Below are 2,769 nucleotides of genomic sequence, written 5' to 3' on the forward strand. Positions count from 1 at the left end.
CGGTGCAGTGTGCGCCGCTAAGCACTCTCGCCCAGGGTTGGGCTGCCGGGAGATGCTTAGCATGGCAAGGTAATGATGTCCGTATCCGTTACCGAGTGAGGTCTCAATGAAGAACGTTCGTCGGCGTCTCTATGTCTCCGCTATCTCGACCGCGATTGCCCTGCCCGCGCTGCTGAGCGCCGCCCCCGCCGATGCCGCACCGGCGAAGGGTGCGCCCGGCCAATATCCCCTGGCGCCGTCGTGCCCGCCGCAGAAGGCTCCCGAACCCGCAGGTTCCTCCGTCAGCCCGTGCGCCCCACAGCAGCTGATCTACATCCTTGAGGCCACAGCCGTTGGCAGCTCGGCGACCGGCAGCAGCACTGGCAGTAGCACCGGCAGCTGACACACCCCCTTACGACAGTTCGCGCCCAGCCGCTTCCCTGATCGCCGATCGGATCCGATTGGCGTCATGAGAAGTGGTTGAGCGCGAACGTCGTTTCAGGTGGGCGTCAGCGGGTTGTTTTCAGGCTTTTTTGGCCCATGGTGGGGATGAGTCCCAGGATGGGCAGGCCGATGATCAGGTGCAGGATCGCGGTCGCGATGCCGACGGAGATCTCCGCCGACAGCAGTAGCGGGATGAGTACGGCGGCCACGATCAGCAGCGTCACCACCCAGCGAAAGAACGCGTCGGGGGACGGGGTGATGAGTTGCAGGACGTACCAGAGCGCGCCCGCGGTGATCGCGCAGAGCAATGCGACGACGGCGAACCAGTATTCGTCGCGGGACATCGGGTTCCAGACACCGAACTTGCCGGAATCGTTGACCTTCTCGGCGACGATCCGGGTGATCCACGCCGCCAGCCAAGCGGCCAGTCCAGTGACGATTCCGGTCATCACCACACCGCCGATGAACAATCCGGGATGGACGTCCGGACCGACCTGCTTGCGCTCGCGCTGCGATGAACCGTAGGCGCCATGTGCCGACCGGCCGTCGCGCGAACCTGACCGGGAGCCGGACTGTTCGTACTGGCGTGACTGCTCATACTGGGGCTGGTCGTATTGCGATGGCGCGCCGTAGGGCTGGCCGTACTGCTGGGGCGCCCCGTACTGCTGACCATAGGGTCGCGATGACTGGTAGTCGCGAGGATTGTCGTACTGATTGGGTGCGAGGTACTCCTGGTCGCGATAGATCGGACCGCCGTGAGAGCGCTCGTCGTAGTACTGGCCTGAACTCCCGTATTGTCCGGAATTGCCATACTGTCCGGAACCGCTGGATTGTCCGGTATTGCCGTAATATCCGGAGTCGCGTTCGTATCCGGCGCGTCCGGGGCCGGGCTGCTCTGGATATGCCCGCGTCGGGGGAACGGCACCAGCCGGATTACGCCGGTTGCGGTCGACCGGGTCGTGATAGCTCATGGGTGTGCCTCCTGACCTGTCATAGGCCACCCAGTCTACGCAAGCCGCCGCAGGGTTGAGCCGCAGGAGATGGGTGTCGGCGTGGCTTCACCGAACGACTTTCCGCAAATGTACAGGCCGGAGCACTAAGCTGACCGACATGGGTATTCCCAAGGAGAATCTGGCGCAGGGCGAGCGCATCATCCTGCAGCGGCACCCGCACTGGAAGTGTCTGGTGGCGCCCATGCTGGTTTTTGTCATCGCCACGGGAACTGCCGGGGTACTTGCGGGGCTGGCGTCGGACAAGCTCGACGGCACCGCGAGGACCTGGGCCCTCGGCACAGTGCTGGTGATCTGGTTGGGTATGGCCGGCTGGTTCCTGGTGCGGCCGCTGCTGTCGTGGAAGACCACACATTTCGTGGTCACCAACAAGCGAGTGATCTTCCGCAATGGAATCATCACCCGGTCCGGTAACGACATTCCGCTCCCACGCATCAACACGATCGAGTTCCAGCACGGGCTGATCGACCGCATGTTGCACACCGGCTCGCTTGTCATCGAATCGGCGTCCGACGAACCGCTGACCTTCGACAACATTCCGGAGGTCGAGCGTGTGCATGCGTTGCTGTACCAAGAGGCGCTGGACGACGCTTCCGGCGTTTAGGGGCAATGATGACCGACGTATTGCTGGCCGAGGACGATGTGGCCATCGCTGAGCCCCTCGCGCGGGCGCTGGGCCGCGAAGGCTATGGCTGTCAGGTGGTCACCGACGGTGCGCAGGCCCTAGAACACGCGCAGGACAGCAGGTATGAACTGCTGATCCTCGATCTGGGCCTGCCCGAGATCGACGGTCTGGAGGTGTGCAGGCGTATCCGGACGTCGCGGCCCGGGCTGGCCGTGCTGATGCTCACCGCACGCACCGACGAGGTCGACTTCGTCGTCGGTCTCGACGCCGGCGCCGACGACTACGTGGGCAAACCGTTCCGGCTGGCCGAACTGCTCGCCCGGGTCCGCGCGCTGCTGCGCAGGCGCACCGACTCGGAGGACGAGTCCGAGCAGGTCCTCGACGGCGGCGACATCCGGGTCGACCCCCGGGGGCGGCGGGTTCTCGTCGACGGCAAGGACCTGGTGCTCGCGAATCGGGAGTTCGATCTGCTGCGCTTCCTGATGGAGCGGTCGGGGCAGGTGATCAGCCGCGACGAGATCCTCACCGAGGTGTGGGGTTCGGCCGATCTGCGTTCCTCCAAGACCCTGGACATGCATATCTCCTGGTTGCGGCGCAAGATCGGCGACGACCGGCGCGACCGTCCCCGGCACATCGTCACCGTGCGTGGGGTCGGATTCCGCTTCGACCCGTAACCGGCCCCAGACCCGCGAACAACCGACTCCCGCGAAC

4 protein-coding genes are annotated in these 2,769 nt (G+C 64.8%); 3 read left to right on the forward strand and 1 reads right to left on the reverse strand.

Translation table 11 applies throughout. The annotated features are described in order from the left end of the window. Positions 1-106: 106 nt before the first annotated feature. Positions 107-382 carry a hypothetical protein gene (locus tag KDB67_RS05840; RefSeq protein ID WP_291013559.1) on the forward strand — a complete coding sequence of 92 codons (276 nt, stop codon included), beginning with the start codon at positions 107-109 and terminating at the stop codon, positions 380-382. Between the two features lie 106 nt (positions 383-488). Here KDB67_RS05840 and KDB67_RS05845 read toward each other — a convergent pair whose 3' ends face one another. Further along, positions 489-1,169, reverse strand: a complete 681-nt coding sequence (locus KDB67_RS05845) for a DUF6069 family protein (RefSeq protein WP_291013566.1) — start codon at positions 1,167-1,169, stop codon at positions 489-491. A 364-nt stretch (positions 1,170-1,533) separates the two neighbouring features. Between KDB67_RS05845 and KDB67_RS05850 the strand changes: the two genes are divergently transcribed. Next, positions 1,534-2,037 carry a PH domain-containing protein gene (locus tag KDB67_RS05850; protein WP_291013561.1) on the forward strand — a complete coding sequence of 168 codons (504 nt, stop codon included), beginning with the start codon at positions 1,534-1,536 and terminating at the stop codon, positions 2,035-2,037. Between the two features lie 8 nt (positions 2,038-2,045). Beyond that, the gene (locus tag KDB67_RS05855; protein WP_291013563.1) at positions 2,046-2,732 is read left to right on the forward strand and encodes a response regulator transcription factor; all 687 of its coding nucleotides are present in this window, start codon (positions 2,046-2,048) and stop codon (positions 2,730-2,732) included. Positions 2,733-2,769 lie beyond the last annotated feature (37 nt).

Source organism: Gordonia sp. (in: high G+C Gram-positive bacteria) (assembly GCF_020438995.1).
Lineage (GTDB): Bacteria > Actinomycetota > Actinomycetes > Mycobacteriales > Mycobacteriaceae > Gordonia.

Coding starts and splice junctions, on each gene's coding strand:
- KDB67_RS05840 (WP_291013559.1), top strand. CDS start 107: ATGAAGAACGTTCGTCGGCGTCTCTATGTCTCCGCTATCTCGACCGCG.
- KDB67_RS05850 (WP_291013561.1), top strand. CDS start 1,534: ATGGGTATTCCCAAGGAGAATCTGGCGCAGGGCGAGCGCATCATCCTG.
- KDB67_RS05855 (WP_291013563.1), top strand. CDS start 2,046: ATGACCGACGTATTGCTGGCCGAGGACGATGTGGCCATCGCTGAGCCC.